The 12,580-nt window shown below is 37.7% G+C and carries 12 protein-coding genes; 1 reads left to right on the plus strand and 11 read right to left on the minus strand.

Annotated features, from left to right (window positions below; all coding sequences use genetic code 11):
* Positions 1-170: 170 nt before the first annotated feature.
* From LMOATCC19117_RS07420 to LMOATCC19117_RS07465, 10 genes are all read right to left on the minus strand, one after another.
* A complete protein-coding gene (locus LMOATCC19117_RS07420; RefSeq protein ID WP_003742163.1) occupies positions 171-617 on the minus strand; it encodes a GatB/YqeY domain-containing protein in 447 nt (148 codons plus the stop codon).
* A gap of 19 nt (positions 618-636) precedes the next feature.
* Positions 637-810 (minus strand): 30S ribosomal protein S21, encoded by a 174-nt coding sequence (rpsU, locus tag LMOATCC19117_RS07425; RefSeq protein WP_003719762.1) that lies wholly within the window; start codon positions 808-810, stop codon positions 637-639.
* A 197-nt stretch (positions 811-1,007) separates the two neighbouring features.
* A complete protein-coding gene (locus tag LMOATCC19117_RS07430) occupies positions 1,008-1,775 on the minus strand; it encodes a 16S rRNA (uracil(1498)-N(3))-methyltransferase (RefSeq protein ID WP_003726020.1) in 768 nt (255 codons plus the stop codon).
* Positions 1,776-2,720: a 50S ribosomal protein L11 methyltransferase gene (prmA, locus tag LMOATCC19117_RS07435; RefSeq protein WP_003726021.1), complete on the minus strand. Its 945-nt coding sequence runs from the start codon at positions 2,718-2,720 to the stop codon at positions 1,776-1,778.
* Between the two features lie 71 nt (positions 2,721-2,791).
* Positions 2,792-3,922: a molecular chaperone DnaJ gene (gene dnaJ / locus LMOATCC19117_RS07440; protein ID WP_003726022.1), complete on the minus strand. Its 1,131-nt coding sequence runs from the start codon at positions 3,920-3,922 to the stop codon at positions 2,792-2,794.
* Between the two features lie 141 nt (positions 3,923-4,063).
* A complete protein-coding gene (dnaK, locus tag LMOATCC19117_RS07445) occupies positions 4,064-5,905 on the minus strand; it encodes a molecular chaperone DnaK (RefSeq protein WP_003726023.1) in 1,842 nt (613 codons plus the stop codon).
* 33 nt (positions 5,906-5,938) lie between these two features.
* Positions 5,939-6,514 (minus strand): nucleotide exchange factor GrpE, encoded by a 576-nt coding sequence (gene grpE / locus LMOATCC19117_RS07450; protein WP_003726025.1) that lies wholly within the window; start codon positions 6,512-6,514, stop codon positions 5,939-5,941.
* Positions 6,515-6,555: 41 nt separating this feature from the next.
* Positions 6,556-7,593, minus strand: coding sequence for a heat-inducible transcriptional repressor HrcA (gene hrcA / locus LMOATCC19117_RS07455; protein ID WP_003726026.1), 1,038 nt, complete (start codon positions 7,591-7,593; stop codon positions 6,556-6,558).
* 146 nt (positions 7,594-7,739) lie between these two features.
* Positions 7,740-8,897, minus strand: coding sequence for a radical SAM family heme chaperone HemW (gene hemW / locus LMOATCC19117_RS07460; RefSeq protein ID WP_003726027.1), 1,158 nt, complete (start codon positions 8,895-8,897; stop codon positions 7,740-7,742).
* Between the two features lie 88 nt (positions 8,898-8,985).
* Positions 8,986-10,014 carry an SDR family oxidoreductase gene (locus LMOATCC19117_RS07465; protein ID WP_003726028.1) on the minus strand — a complete coding sequence of 343 codons (1,029 nt, stop codon included), beginning with the start codon at positions 10,012-10,014 and terminating at the stop codon, positions 8,986-8,988.
* A 112-nt stretch (positions 10,015-10,126) separates the two neighbouring features.
* On the opposite strand from LMOATCC19117_RS07465, the gene LMOATCC19117_RS07470 reads away from it, so the two are divergent.
* A complete protein-coding gene (locus LMOATCC19117_RS07470) occupies positions 10,127-10,564 on the plus strand; it encodes a MerR family transcriptional regulator (protein ID WP_003721986.1) in 438 nt (145 codons plus the stop codon).
* A gap of 45 nt (positions 10,565-10,609) precedes the next feature.
* Here LMOATCC19117_RS07470 and lepA read toward each other — a convergent pair whose 3' ends face one another.
* On the minus strand, positions 10,610-12,436 hold the full coding sequence (gene lepA / locus LMOATCC19117_RS07475) for a translation elongation factor 4 (protein WP_003726525.1): 1,827 nt from the start codon (positions 12,434-12,436) through the stop codon (positions 10,610-10,612).
* Positions 12,437-12,580 lie beyond the last annotated feature (144 nt).

A 12,580-nucleotide genomic window follows, 5' to 3' on the forward strand; every position in this document is an offset into this window, starting at 1 on the left:
TGTTATAAGTGCCTTGATTAGTTATATTATACACGAAATTGCCTTGCTTGAAAAACGAAGCGATAGCAACAACGCAATTCAAGTAAAAATCGGCATAAAAAAACAGGATTTCCTCCACAAAATAGGAAGTAATCCTGTTTCTTAATGTTTCAAAACTAGTTTGAATTAGTTTATGAAAGATATTTTTTTACGAATTGGTTAACAGCACCACCGTCAGCTTTACCATTTACTTTAGGCATAATCGCGGACATTACTTTGCCGAAATCAGCTTTACTAGATGCGCCAACTTCTTCGATAGTTGCTTTCACAATATTCTCAAGCTCTTCAGGAGTCAATTGTTTTGGCGCGTAGTCCTCAACAATGACAATCTCGGAACGGACTTTATCAGAAAGGTCGTTACGTCCAGCTTTGTCAAACTCTGCTAGAGAATCTCTGCGTTGTTTGAGTTCGCGGGAAATCACGGTTACTTCATCATCCGGAGTAAGATCTTTCACACCTTGGTGAATTGCTTCGTTTTGTAAAGCTGCTTTTAACATACGAATAACGGAAAGTTTTTCTTTCTCTTTATCGCGCATCGCTTGTTTCATATCTTCATTTAACTTGTCAAGCAGTGTCAACGAAATCATCGCCTTTTAATTAGAATTTGCGTTTTCTTGCTGCTTCGGATTTTTTCTTACGTTTTACGCTTGGTTTTTCATAAAATTCGCGCTTTCTGGATTCTTGCAAAGTTCCACTTTTGGAAACAGTACGTTTAAAGCGACGAAGAGCATCTTCAAGCGATTCGTTTTTACGAACTACTGTTTTTGACATCTCTCTTTCCCTCCCTCCGGCACTTACATGCACTCACTTAAATCCTTCATTTAAGTTCCAGAATAGGACATAACGGAAAATAAATTATGAATTATTCTGAAGTAATGCAGATAAGCATTCACTCATTAAAAATTATATACGAAACATCGGGCATCGTCAACATGAAATCGTTAACTTTCGCATAAAACTTTGAAATGTTATTCTTTTTTGTTTTTATAAAGATCAAAATAGAAAGAAGCAGCGGATAAACAATAGAGTGGTGCGGTTTCTGTTCTTAATATTCTCGGGCCGAGTCCTGCGAGTTTTGCATTTACTTCTTGAAGTTGCATTAGCTCTTTTTCGCTAATGCCTCCTTCAGGCCCAAAAACACATAAAACAGACTGTCCAGGCTTCATGGTTTGGAATAAGTTAGCAAGCGCGCTGTCCTCACCTTCTCTGGCGCTCTCTTCATATGCTGCGATAACAAAGTCATAGTGAACATGGTCAAACATTAACTCTTTGAAACTAGCAGCATAATGAACTTCTGGAATGATTGTCCGGTGCGATTGTTCAGCAGCTTCTTGCGCAATTTTTTGAAGTCGCTCGATTTTTTTGATGACTTTCTTGTCATCCCATTTCACCACAGATCGTTCTGCTTTATAAGGGATAAATTTGTGTGCGCCTAGTTCTGTACTTTTTTGAATGATGAGTTCTAGTTTGTCGCCTTTTGGTAGACCACTTGCGATGGTGATTTCTATAGGCAATTCGGTATCTTCTTCTAGCCATTTCACTAAATTTAAAAATACTTCATCATCGTTTATAGCTGTAATAGCGGCAATACATGTTTTTTTGCTAGGAAAAACAATGAAAACTTGGTCGGATTCTTTCATTCGCATAACACGAGTAATATGATGGAAGTTTTCTCCAGTAATGGATAGTGTTTCGTTATCATTCTCTAGCTCATTTGTTACAAAATAACGTTGCATTTATTCCACTCCTCGTTTGGAAATAATCGCAACCCAGTCCCCTTGTTGCTCCATTTTTTCAATAACAAGCCCAGCCTTTTTAAGTGCTTCTTCGACTACTTTCGCTTTGTCTTCAATAATCCCGGAAGCAATGAAAATTCCGCCTGGTTTGAGTGCTCTATAAACATCCTCAGGGAAAAGCAAAATAACTTCTGCTAAAATGTTCGCAACAACAATATCCACGTCTGTTTTATTAATATCTTGAAGTAGATTATTTTGTTTGACAGTAATAATGTGTTCAGTTTTATTTAAAGTAATATTTTCTTCTGCTGCACGAGTGGCGATTTCGTCAAGGTCTGTTGCTAAAATAGATTTTGCACCTAATTTAGCACTGGCAATACTTAAGACGCCAGAACCAGTCCCAACATCAATCACTTCATCTCCTGGTTGTAAATAATCGCTCAGTGCGCGGATACATAGCTGAGTTGTCGGATGTGTTCCTGTCCCAAAAGCCATTCCTGGATCTAGCTCAATGATTATTTCGTTAGCAGATGGGGTGTATGATTCCCAACTTGGTACAATCGTGATCCTGTCAGTGATTTGAACTGGATGATAATACTTCTTCCATGCGGTAGCCCACTCCTCGTCGTCCACATCATTAACGACAAATTGGAAATTACCTAGCGGAATATCAAAAGTAGACAGATTCTTCAATGTTTGTTCAATTTCTGGAATTTGCTCTACAAATTCTGTTGTCTTTAAGAAGTAAGCTTTAATAATAACGCCGTCTTCTGGATAATCTTCTCGTCTTAGTGCATATATTTCTCCAAATTTGTCTTCTCGTTCACGTAAAAAATCAGCAACATCTTCAATGGATACTCCTGCTGCACCAAATTCTGTCAAAACATTAGCTACTGGTTCTACAGCTTCGTTTGTTGTATGGACTTCTACTTCTGACCATTCCATTTTTAACACTCCTTTTGTATGTAGAAAAGGTCGATGGTTGCTTCTCGCACAACTATCGACCTCTACGTTCATCAATCGCCTTTAAAAGCTCGTTTCATTTTGTCAAAAAATCCGGATGTTTGTTCGTCTACTTTGTCTCCAGTAGTGGAAGCAAATTCTCGCAAGATTTCTTTTTGTTTATCATCTAGTTTTTTCGGAACAATGACTTTGACGATTACATGTTGATCGCCAGTTCCATTTCCTCGAAGATGTGGCACACCTTTACCACGTAAGCGGAAAGTTGTTCCTGTTTGAGTACCACTTGGAATTTTCAAACGAACTTTGCCGTGAACAGTTGGAACATCAATTTCGTCACCTAATGTAGCTTGTACGAATGTGATTGGGACTTCTACGTAAATATCATCTGCTTCGCGTTCGAAAAACTCATCTGGAATTACGACAAATACCACATATAAATCGCCGTTAGGTCCGCCGTTAATGCCGGCTTCTCCTTCACCAGATACGCGCATTTGTTGCCCGTCGTTCACGCCAGCTGGAACTTTCACTTTGATTTTTTTCGTTTTAGTTACACGGCCTTTACCGTGACAAGTTGGGCATTTTTCTTTGATTTCTTTACCAGTACCATTACAGTATTGACATGTCCGCTTGTTAACTACACGACCAAATGGGGTATTTTGTTCCACGTTAATGGAACCTTTACCACCACAATGGCTACATTTTTCAGGTGTTGTCCCTGGTTTTGCACCGGAACCATGACATGTGTCACAGTTTTCTTCGCGAGGAATTTCGATTTCTGCATCTTTACCAAAAATAGCTTCTTTGAATTTAAGGCGCATAGTATATTGTAAATCGCTACCTTGTCTTGGGGCATTTGGATCTTGTTGACGTCCACCGCCACCAAAGAATGTGTCAAAGATATCTTCAAATCCAGAGAATCCTCCACCGCTAAATCCGCCACCAGCACCGCCGCCGAAGCCTTGGTTTGGATCTACGTGTCCATATTGATCATATTGCGCACGTTTTTGTGGGTCACTTAATGCTTCATATGCCTCTGATATTTCTTTAAATTTTTCATCAGCGCCTGCTTCTTTATTTATGTCCGGATGATACTGTTTGGACAGTTTCCGGTAAGCTTTTTTTATTTCGTCCGCTGAGGCGCTTTTGGAAACACCAAGCACTTCATAGTAATCTCGTTTTGCCATCCGCCATCACTCCTGTCCATGATAGATTTTTATAGTCCTAACGTATTGTAACATTTGAAAGAGATGTTGTAAAAACTTTATTTCAGATAAAAAGTCAAAGCCACAGTAGACTTTGACTCATTATCTTTACTTTAAAAAAGATTATTTGTTTTCTTTGTCGTCGTCATTTACTTCTTCAAATTCAGCGTCTACTACGTCGTCATTTTGAGGAGCCTCTTGACCTTCTGCACCGCCAGCTGCTTGTTGTTCTGCTGCAGCTTGTTCGTATAATTTAACAGATAGGTTTTGAACGATTTCGTTTAAGCTTTCTGTTTTTTCTTTGATAGCTTCAAAATCTTCACCTTTAAGCGCTTCTTGTAGTTCATCGCGAGCTGCTTCTGCTTTTTTCACTTCTTCTTCTTCCACTTTGCCTTCTAACTCTTTCAAAGTTTTATCTACAGTGAATACTAATTGGTCTGCATTGTTGCGAAGTTCAGCGTTTTCTTTGTTCTTTTTATCTTCTTCAGCGTTAGCTTCAGCATCTTGAACCATTTTCTCAATTTCTTCGTCTGTTAAACCTGAAGAAGATTTGATAACGATGTTTTGTTCTTTACCAGTTCCAAGATCTTTTGCACGAACTGTTACGATACCATTTTTGTCGATATCAAAAGATACTTCGATTTGTGGAATTCCGCGTGGAGCTGGTGGAATATCCGCTAATTGGAAACGACCTAATGTTTTGTTGTCTTTTGCCATTGGACGTTCACCTTGAAGTACATGGATATCTACGGCTGGTTGGTTGTCAGCTGCTGTAGAGAAAGTTTGTGATTTAGATGTTGGGATAGTTGTATTACGTTCGATAAGTGTAGTCATAACGCCACCCATTGTTTCAATACCAAGGGATAATGGAGTTACGTCAAGTAGTACAACGTCTTTTACATCACCAGTGATTACGCCACCTTGAATTGCAGCACCCATTGCTACAACTTCATCTGGGTTTACACCTTTATGAGGTTCTTTGCCTAATTCTTTTTTGATTGTTTCTTGAACTGCAGGAATACGAGTAGATCCACCAACTAGAATTACTTGGTCAATATCGCTTGCAGACAAGTTTGCATCTTTTAATGCTTGACGAGTTGGCGCAATAGTACGTTCAACTAAGTCATGTGTTAATTCATCAAATTTAGCACGAGTAAGGGTTACTTCTAAGTGAAGTGGACCAGCTTCTCCAGCTGTGATAAATGGTAAGGAGATTTGTGTGCTTGTTACGCCAGAAAGATCTTTTTTCGCTTTTTCAGCAGCATCTTTCAAACGTTGAAGCGCCATTTTATCTTGGCTTAAGTCAATACCATTATCTTTTTTGAATTCTGCTACTAAATAGTCGATGATTTTTTTATCGAAGTCATCTCCACCTAATTCGTTGTCGCCGGCAGTAGAATGTACTTCGAATACGCCGTCACCTAATTCAAGGATAGATACGTCAAATGTACCACCACCAAGGTCAAATACTAGGATTGTTTGGTCTGTTTCTGTTTTATCCATACCGTAAGCAAGAGCTGCTGCTGTTGGTTCGTTAATAATACGTTCCACTTCAAGACCAGCGATTTTACCAGCATCTTTTGTTGCTTGACGTTGCGCATCGTTGAAGTAAGCTGGAACTGTAATAACAGCTTTATCTACAGTTTCACCAAGATAGTCTTCTGCGTAGCTTTTTAGATATTGTAAAATGATTGCACTGATTTCTTGTGGTGAGTAATCTTTTCCTTCGATTGTTTCTTTATAGTTAGTACCCATGTGACGTTTAATAGAACTAATTGTATTTGGGTTTGTAATAGCAGCACGTTTCGCTACTTCACCAACTTGGCGTTCGCCATTTTTGAAACCAACGACAGAAGGTGTTGTACGTGCGCCTTCTGGGTTAGGGATGATTTTTGCTTCTCCGCCTTCTAATACTGCTACTGCAGAGTTTGTTGTTCCTAAGTCAATTCCGATAATTTTGCTCATTGTTATTTCCTCCTGTTATTCAGTAATTATTTTTTATTGATTTACTTTTACCATAGATGGGCGTATAACCCGATCTTTAAGTTTATAACCTTTTTGAAGTTCCGCAGTGATTTCATTGCTTCCTGCATTTTCATCACTATCTTGCATTACGGCTTGATGGAAGTTCGGGTCAAATTGTTCGCCGACAGCTGGAATGACTTCAATACCTTCTTTTTCAAAAGCAACAAGGATTTGGTTGTATACCATTTCCATTCCTTTTAAAATTTGTTTCACTTCTTCCTGATCAGAAGTCGTTGCAAGTGCTTTTTCAAAACTGTCTAGTGCGGGAAGTAAATCTTGCGCTAGGCTCTGCGAACGATATTTCTGACTGGCATCACGGTCTGCGATATGTCTTTTCTTCACATTTTCGAAGTCCGCTTGCATGCGAAGGTAGCGATTTTCTACTTCATCAAGTTTGTTTTCAAGCTCTAAAATTTTTGCTTGTTCTTCTGTTAAAGTGTCAGCCGCAGCCTCTTCTTCAACAGTTTCTTCTGTTTCATCTAGAATGTTTAATTCTTCTTGTTCGATTTCATCAGCTAGTCTTTCTTTTTTGTTCTTTTTCTCAGACACTTTAGCCACCTCCTGAAAAAACGTGTGCTTTTTCAGCCTTCCTAATTTTGGTTATCACGATAAAGTTTGGTTAACACATCGGTTAAATCTCGGCTCATCACATCAACGAGTCCCATCATTCTGCTATATTCCATTCTTGTGGGTCCTAGGAGTACAATACCGCCAACGCGTTCGCCAGCAATATTATATGTTGCTGTAATGATACTACAATCTTCCATTAGACTATTATTGTTTTCTCGGCCAATTTTCACTTGAAGACCATCGGGAATATCCCTAAACAATTCATACACATCTTGTTCTTCTTCCATCAAATGAAGCATCTCACGGACTTTATTAATGTCATGAAATTCCGGTTGATTTAAAATATTCGTTTTTCCGCCAAAATACACTTTTTGTTGACTTGCTTGAGCAAAAGAATCGGAAAACACATGCATAAAGCTTTCGTAATTTCTAACATGCTTCCCAAGTAATTCCTTTACTTCCATGGGTATTTGTACTTTTAAATCATCAAGCGAAAGTCCTACTAACCGTTCATTTAGAATGTTGACCATACGTTCAATATCGGAGAGCGTTGTGCCTTCTGGTATTGTCACCAAATGGTTATCAACATGCCCTTGATCGGTAATTAATATGAGCATTGCTTGAAAATTATTTATTGGTACAAACCTAAAGCCACTTAAATGATTTTTCGTCGCTTCAGGACCAAGCAAAATGGACGTGTAATTGGTTAAATCGGATAACATTAATGCTGAATTTTGGATAAGTCCTTCCATTTCGTAGTAGTTCTCTGAAAAGAAGGAACGAATCATTTGCCTGTCGGATTTATCTAGCTTTTTGGGCTGGAGTAAATAATCGACATAGAAGCGATATCCTTTCTCTGATGGAACTCGTCCCGATGAGGAATGCGTCTTTTCAATAAAACCGTATTCTTCGAGAACGCCCATTTCATTACGGATAGTCGCGGAACTATAAGGCAAACCTTTTTCTTTCAGCAAATTCTTTGATCCAACTGGCTGAATAGTCCAAGTGAAATGATCGATGATGGCACGAAAAATCAAAAGTTGTCTTTCTGTTAACATAGCAATCACCTCTTTTAGCACTCCATAACGTCAAGTGCTAAATACAAGTATAAATTTACCAAACAATTCCACCTTAGTCAACCGAAAACACTCGATTTCAGACTAAAGTTGGATTGTTTGGTCAAAAAAGGTCAAATAGTGCGGTTTTAGAGAAATTCTTGAAAAACATTATTTCCTAAAAATCTTCCACTTCTTGTAAGTGCCACATTTTCTTCGTTATTTTCGAGCCAGCCTTTTGCGGTTGTTTTTTGAATAGCATTCGCAAATGTTGCATCTAAATCTTGGCCGAATTTTTGTTTGAAATGTTTTTTATCCACGCCGTCCACTTTTCTAAGCCCTAAAAACATTTCTTCTTCCATTTTTTCTTTTAATGTAAGCTCTTTTTGTTGGAATGTTGGGAGTATATTTTTTTGGAGTGGTTCCATGTATTTTTTGATTGGTCCGAAATTACTATAACGTGTATTGCCAACATAGCCATGTGCTCCGGCGCCAAATCCGTAGTAATGTTCATTGCTCCAATAAGTGATATTGTGTTTACTCTGAAATCCTTCTTTGGCAAAATTACTAATTTCATATTGTTTACGACCGTGCTTTTCCATTTCGTTGAGAAGTAAATCGTACATATTTGCCTCGGCATCTTGACCAGGTAAGAAAAGCTTTCCTTTTTGCATAAGGTTATAAAAAATCGTTTTTGGTTCGATGATTAATGAATAGGCGGAGTAATGCGGTAAATCAAGGTCAAGCGCTTGTTTTAATGTATCTTGGAAATCTGCTTCTGTTTGACCAGGCAAGCTAAAGATTAAATCAATACTTACATTTTCAAATCCGATTTTGCGCATATTTTCCACAGATTGATAAACATCTTTTACAGTATGAATGCGCCCAATTTTTTTGAGAAGTTCATTGTTGAAGCTTTGAACTCCCATACTGATACGATTAACGCCATGATCTTGCATGGCTTGTAATTTAGATAGCGAAAGATCTCCTGGGTTGGCTTCAAAGGAAAATTCGATATCTTTTTTGAGCGGTAGAATGTTATGGATGGCTGTGCAAAGTCTCGCAATTTGCGCTTCGTTCAGGGTTGTAGGCGTTCCCCCACCAACAAATACAGTGTCGACTGGCGCAATAGGTCCTTTTGCAGCAGTTAATTCCATTTCTTTAATTAGTAAATCTACGTATTCGTCGACCGGTTGTCCTTCTAAGAATACTTTATTAAAATCGCAGTAATAGCAAATATGTTCGCAAAACGGAATATGGATATATACCGCGGAACTTTCCTTACTCGATTGGTTCGTATTTATCATTTTTATCAATTCCTTGCACTTAAAATTTGCTTCGTTGTCCATTAGTCAGTTTAACATATTTTCCAGTGCTTTGGTGCAGGATTCGCTTTTAATCTAATAAACCATACTTTGCCAAACTATCCACTGCAGCAAGAACGGCTTCTTCTTTTGTCGAAATCGGCTGCCATCCTAAAAGATCTCTCGCTTTTGAATTGCTTATTTGCCGATTCATATTAATCATCAACTCGCCTTCTTTGGCGTGTTTACTAAATATAGCAGCTGCTCTTATAGCGGCATTTGGCAATGTTTTTTTCGGCATTTTACTCACTAGTTCAGGACGCTCTCGTTGAAGCAAATGTGCGATATCTGCCATACTAATTTCTCCGTCAGCTGAAGCAATAAAACGTTCTCCGTTTGCTTCAGGAGTAATCATTGCGCGAATATGTAAATCGGCAACATCTCGTGCATCTACTACGTTTAACGGAATATTTATGATACGTTTCATAGAACCATTTAACAGATTTTTTAATAAGTCAAAGCTTCCGGAGACATGACTGCTTTGTGATGGACCAAAAATGGCAACCGGATTGATGGTAGCAAATTCCAATTCTGTTTCATTTTCCATGAATTTCCAAGCTTCTTTTTCTGCAATTAGTTTAGATTTTTCATATGCTGACAAACCCTTAGCGAGTTCATCGGTCCAATATGCTTCTGTTGTAATGCTATTTTTATCTGCGTTGCTAAAACCAATAGCGCCAAAATTCGAAGTCATAACTACTCGTTTTACTTTTGCCTCTTTTGCGGCCTGTAAAATTCTTGTAATACCTTCTATTGCTGGGCGTATTAATTCTTCTTCATTTTTAAATTTACCGAAAAATACTGGAGATGCGACACTTAGCACATATTTACAATCGAGCATTGCTTCTTTCCATCCTTCATCTTTGGATAAATCAAGTTCGACAAAGGATAATTGCGTAAAATCCGTTATTCCATTATTTTGCAGTACTTCTATTACTTTTTCTTTGCTTTTTAAAGAGCGTACGGTTGTTTTGACTTGATAGCCTTGTTGCAATAATTGAAAGATAATATGCATTCCTAAAAATCCAGTTCCGCCTGTTACTAATACGTTATTTTTCATCGTGAATTCCTCCAATAGTAGTTAATTTTGCTTATTTTCTTTATTAACTTTATACTTACTTTAAACCCTAGAGTATAGTGTAGGGCAAGTAAATTATTTATTGGAGGAAGAAATGACTTATTCTATTAAAGAAGTGTCCAAAATATTTAATTTGTCGATTTATACATTGCGTTACTATGATAAGCAAGGTTTATTGCCGTTTGTTTCTAAAAACCAATCCGGCTACCGTGAGTTTACGGAATCAGACTTAAATTTAATTCATACGATTTGTTGCTTGAAAAATACAGGAATGCCACTAAAGCAAATCCGCACATATATTGATTATTGTATGGAAGGCCCCGTTTCTATTGAAGCGCGTAAACAGTTGCTCTTGGATCATCGGGCCGCCGTTTTAAAAAGTTTAGAAGATTTAACAGAAAACCTAAAAGAAGTCGATGTTAAAATAGCGAAGTATTCGTCTCCTGATGCGGTAGAAATCATTACTGCCGAGAGAAATTATGTCAGTATGGAAAAGAAAAAGCATGATTTGATTTATCCGTATAATATATAAAAAAGTTGTGCCGTGAACATTTCTGTTCACAGCACAACTTTTTTATTATTTGGATTCGTCCATTTTCAAGATTGCCATAAATGCTTCTTGCGGGACTTCAACTGAACCGATTTGTTTCATTCGTTTTTTACCTTCTTTTTGTTTCTCTAAAAGTTTTCGTTTACGAGATACGTCCCCACCGTAACATTTAGCAAGTACGTTTTTTCGCAACGCTTTAATAGTAGAACGAGAAACAATTTTTGTGGCAATTGCTGCTTGAATAGGTACTTCAAATTGTTGTCTTGGAATAAGTTCTTTTAATTTCTCCACGATGATTTTTCCACGCTCATAAGCAAAATCACGGTGAACGATAAAGCTAAGTGCATCAACTTTTTCTGCATTTAAAAGAATATCCATTTTCACAAGTTTAGAAGCTTTATAGCCAATTAATTCATAATCAAAGGACGCATAACCTTTTGTAGATGATTTTAATTGGTCAAAAAAGTCATATACGATTTCGGATAATGGAATTTCGTACACAATACTTACGCGAATATCATCTAAGTACTCCATCGTAATGAAGTTTCCACGTTTGTTTTGTGCCAGTTCCATCACTGCACCAACATAATCATTTGGAACCATCACAGTTGCTTTTACATATGGCTCTTCCACGCTTTCAATAACACCAGGTTCTGGCATTTCAGCAGGATTATCAACCACAATGTTAGAACCATCTGTCAAGTTGACATGATAGATAACACTTGGAGCAGTGGTAATTAAATCAATGTTAAATTCACGTTCGATTCGCTCTTGAATAATTTCCATATGTAGTAATCCTAAGAAACCACAACGGAAACCAAAACCTAATGCTTGAGAAGTTTCCGCTTCAAATTGCAAAGCAGAGTCATTTAATTCTAGTTTTTCTAAAGCATCACGAAGATCATTATATTTAGAGGAGTCGATTGGATATAGACCACAATAAACCATTGGATTTAATTTACGGTAACCATCCAGCGCTTCTTCAGCTGGATTATTCGCAAGTGTGATTGTATCACCTACGCGCGTATCTCCAACATTTTTTATAGCTGCTGTTAAGTAACCAACGTCACCAACAAGTAATTCGTCACGTGGTGTTGCCTTTGGTGAGAATACACCAACCTCCGTTACTTCGAATTCTTTGCCATTGGACATCATTTTAATTCGGTCGCCTGCTTTTACAACACCATCCATGATACGGATATTAGCAATAACACCACGATATGCATCAAAAACAGAGTCAAAAATGAGCGCTTTTAGTGGTTTATTTACATCACCAGATGGCTCAGGAACTTTTTCGACAATTTGTTCTAGAATGTCTTCAATACCAATACCAGATTTCGCAGAAGCAAGTACAGCGTCAGAAGCATCTAAACCAATTACATCTTCAATTTCTTCGCGGACTCTTTCCGGATCGGCCGCTGGTAAATCGATTTTGTTAATGACTGGTAAAATTTCTAAATCGTTGTCTAGTGCTAAATAAACATTAGCAAGGGTTTGTGCTTCAATTCCTTGCGCAGCATCTACAACAAGGATTGCTCCCTCACATGCAGCTAAACTTCTTGATACTTCATAGGTGAAATCGACATGCCCAGGCGTATCAATCAGATGGAAGATATATGTTTCTCCATCTTTTGCTTTATATTTTAATTGTACAGCATTTAATTTTATGGTTATCCCGCGTTCACGTTCTAAATCCATCGAATCTAGTAGCTGATTTTTCATTTCACGATGCGTCAAAGCACCCGTTTGTTCTAAAATCCGATCAGCGAGTGTAGATTTACCATGATCTATGTGCGCGATAATCGAAAAGTTTCTAATTTTCTTTTGTCTTGCATTCATTTCTTCTTTGTTCATTTCCCCAGCTCCTGATTAGAACTCATCGCATAAATCCGATGGCAAGCTATCCTTGATTATATCAGTAGAACGCTTAACATTCAATGACTTCTTTATTAATTACGTATAAATTTAAAATAAAATAGAAAGTATTATTGCAATATG

Source organism: Listeria monocytogenes ATCC 19117 (assembly GCF_000307025.1).
GTDB classification, from domain to species: domain Bacteria; phylum Bacillota; class Bacilli; order Lactobacillales; family Listeriaceae; genus Listeria; species Listeria monocytogenes_B.

Bases quoted from the DNA above. Each gene is read 5' to 3' on its own strand.
- dnaK (WP_003726023.1), bottom strand. From the start codon at position 5,905: ATGAGCAAAATTATCGGAATTGACTTAGGAACAACAAACTCTGCAGTA.
- hemW (WP_003726027.1), bottom strand. From the start codon at position 8,897: ATGATAAATACGAACCAATCGAGTAAGGAAAGTTCCGCGGTATATATC.
- dnaJ (WP_003726022.1), bottom strand. From the start codon at position 3,922: ATGGCAAAACGAGATTACTATGAAGTGCTTGGTGTTTCCAAAAGCGCC.
- lepA (WP_003726525.1), bottom strand. From the start codon at position 12,436: ATGAACAAAGAAGAAATGAATGCAAGACAAAAGAAAATTAGAAACTTT.
- LMOATCC19117_RS07430 (WP_003726020.1), bottom strand. From the start codon at position 1,775: ATGCAACGTTATTTTGTAACAAATGAGCTAGAGAATGATAACGAAACA.
- rpsU (WP_003719762.1), bottom strand. From the start codon at position 810: ATGTCAAAAACAGTAGTTCGTAAAAACGAATCGCTTGAAGATGCTCTT.
- LMOATCC19117_RS07470 (WP_003721986.1), top strand. From the start codon at position 10,127: ATGACTTATTCTATTAAAGAAGTGTCCAAAATATTTAATTTGTCGATT.
- prmA (WP_003726021.1), bottom strand. From the start codon at position 2,720: ATGGAATGGTCAGAAGTAGAAGTCCATACAACAAACGAAGCTGTAGAA.
- hrcA (WP_003726026.1), bottom strand. From the start codon at position 7,593: ATGTTAACAGAAAGACAACTTTTGATTTTTCGTGCCATCATCGATCAT.
- LMOATCC19117_RS07465 (WP_003726028.1), bottom strand. From the start codon at position 10,014: ATGAAAAATAACGTATTAGTAACAGGCGGAACTGGATTTTTAGGAATG.